General features: G+C 51.6%; 1 rRNA gene. It reads left to right on the top strand.

What is annotated here, in order from left to right:
- The first annotated feature begins 27 nt into the window (after nt 1–27).
- A 23S ribosomal RNA gene (locus R7Z77_RS23795) occupies nt 28–2,918 on the top strand.
- The last annotated feature ends 39 nt before the right edge of the window (nt 2,919–2,957 follow it).

The following is a 2,957-nucleotide window of genomic DNA, read 5'->3' on the forward strand; positions in this document are numbered from 1 at the left end:
TCAACTCGAAACTCCTTCGGGTTGTATGGTTAAGTGACTAAGCGTACACGGTGGATGCCTTGGCAGTCAGAGGCGATGAAGGACGTATTAACTTGCGATAAGCCCAGATTAGGTAGTAAAAACCATTTGAGTCTGGGATTTCCGAATGGGGAAACCCAATACCATAAGGTATTACTGTTGAGTGAATACATAGCTCAACAGGGCGAACCGGGGGAACTGAAACATCTAAGTACCCCGAGGAAAAGAAATCAACCGAGATTCCGAAAGTAGCGGCGAGCGAAATTGGACTAGCCCTTAAGCTTTACACGCGTTAGACGAACAGCCTGGAAAGGCCGACGATACAGGGTGATAGTCCCGTAGTTGACGACGTGTGTTCAGTGAAATCGAGTAGGGCGGGACACGTGATATCCTGTCTGAATATGGGGGGACCATCCTCCAAGGCTAAATACTACTGACTGACCGATAGTGAACCAGTACCGTGAGGGAAAGGCGAAAAGAACCCCTGTGAGGGGAGTGAAATAGAACCTGAAACCGTGTACGTACAAGCAGTAGGAGCAGGCTTTGTCCTGTGACTGCGTACCTTTTGTATAATGGGTCAGCGACTTATATTCAGTGGCAAGGTTAACCATCTAGGGGAGCCGTAGGGAAACCGAGTCTTAACTGGGCGTTCAGTCTCTGGATATAGACCCGAAACCAGGTGATCTAGCCATGGGCAGGTTGAAGGTTGAGTAACATCAACTGGAGGACCGAACCGACTAATGTTGAAAAATTAGCGGATGACTTGTGGCTAGGGGTGAAAGGCCAATCAAACCTGGAGATAGCTGGTTCTCCCCGAAAGCTATTTAGGTAGCGCCTCGGACGAATACTACTGGGGGTAGAGCACTGTTAAGGCTAGGGGGTCATCCCGACTTACCAACCCTTTGCAAACTCCGAATACCAGTAAGTACTATCCGGGAGACACACGGCGGGTGCTAACGTCCGTCGTGGAGAGGGAAACAACCCAGACCGCCAGCTAAGGTCCCAAATTACTACTAAGTGGGAAACGATGTGGGAAGGCTCAGACAGCCAGGATGTTGGCTTAGAAGCAGCCATCATTTAAAGAAAGCGTAATAGCTCACTGGTCGAGTCGGCCTGCGCGGAAGATGTAACGGGGCTAAGTAGTAAACCGAAGCTGCGGCAATGCACTTTAGTGCATTGGGTAGGGGAGCGTTCTGTAAGCGGTTGAAGGTGTGTGGTAACGCATGCTGGACGTATCAGAAGTGCGAATGCTGACATGAGTAACGATAAAGGGGGTGAAAAACCTCCTCGCCGGAAGACCAAGGGTTCCTGTCCAACGTTAATCGGGGCAGGGTAAGTCGACCCCTAAGGCGAGGCCGAAAGGCGTAGTCGATGGGAAACGGGTTAATATTCCCGTACTTCTTACAATTGCGATGGGGGGACGGAGAAGGCTAGGTGGGCCTGGCGACGGTTGTCCAGGTTCAAGTGCGTAGGCTTGAGAGTTAGGTAAATCCGGCTCTCTTTAAGGCTGAGACACGACGTCGAGCTACTACGGTAGTGAAGTCATTGATGCCATGCTTCCAGGAAAAGCCTCTAAGCTTCAGATTGTAAGGAATCGTACCCCAAACCGACACAGGTGGTCGGGTAGAGAATACCAAGGCGCTTGAGAGAACTCGGGTGAAGGAACTAGGCAAAATGGTACCGTAACTTCGGGAGAAGGTACGCTCTCGACGGTGAAGTCCCTCGCGGATGGAGCTATTGAGAGTCGCAGATACCAGGTGGCTGCAACTGTTTATTAAAAACACAGCACTGTGCAAAATCGCAAGATGACGTATACGGTGTGACGCCTGCCCGGTGCCGGAAGGTTAATTGATGGGGTTAGACTTCGGTCGAAGCTCTTGATCGAAGCCCCGGTAAACGGCGGCCGTAACTATAACGGTCCTAAGGTAGCGAAATTCCTTGTCGGGTAAGTTCCGACCTGCACGAATGGCGTAATGATGGCCACGCTGTCTCCACCCGAGACTCAGTGAAATTGAAATCGCTGTGAAGATGCAGTGTACCCGCGGCTAGACGGAAAGACCCCGTGAACCTTTACTACAGCTTGGCACTGAACATTGACCCTACATGTGTAGGATAGGTGGGAGGCTTTGAAGCGCAGTCGCTAGATTGCGTGGAGCCGTCCTTGAAATACCACCCTTGTAGTGTTGATGTTCTAACGTTGACCCCTTATCGGGGTTGCGGACAGTGCCTGGTGGGTAGTTTGACTGGGGCGGTCTCCTCCCAAAGCGTAACGGAGGAGCACGAAGGTGGGCTAATCACGGTTGGACATCGTGAGGTTAGTGCAATGGCATAAGCCCGCTTGACTGCGAGAATGACAATTCGAGCAGGTGCGAAAGCAGGTCATAGTGATCCGGTGGTTCTGAATGGAAGGGCCATCGCTCAACGGATAAAAGGTACTCCGGGGATAACAGGCTGATACCGCCCAAGAGTTCATATCGACGGCGGTGTTTGGCACCTCGATGTCGGCTCATCACATCCTGGGGCTGAAGTCGGTCCCAAGGGTATGGCTGTTCGCCATTTAAAGTGGTACGCGAGCTGGGTTTAGAACGTCGTGAGACAGTTCGGTCCCTATCTGCCGTGGGCGTTGGAGAATTGAAAGGGGCTGCTCCTAGTACGAGAGGACCGGAGTGGACGAACCTCTGGTGTTCGGGTTGTGTCGCCAGACGCATTGCCCGGTAGCTAAGTTCGGGATCGATAACCGCTGAAAGCATCTAAGCGGGAAGCGAGCCTTGAGATGAGTTCTCCCTGATACTTTAAGTATCCTAAAGGGTTGTCGTAGACTACGACGTTGATAGGCAGGGTGTGTAAGCGTTGTGAGGCGTTGAGCTAACCTGTACTAATTGCCCGTGAGGCTTAACCATACAACACCCAAGGGGTTTTGATGGACTCAATGAAAGAAC

Source organism: Vibrio sp. 1401 (assembly GCF_033340295.1).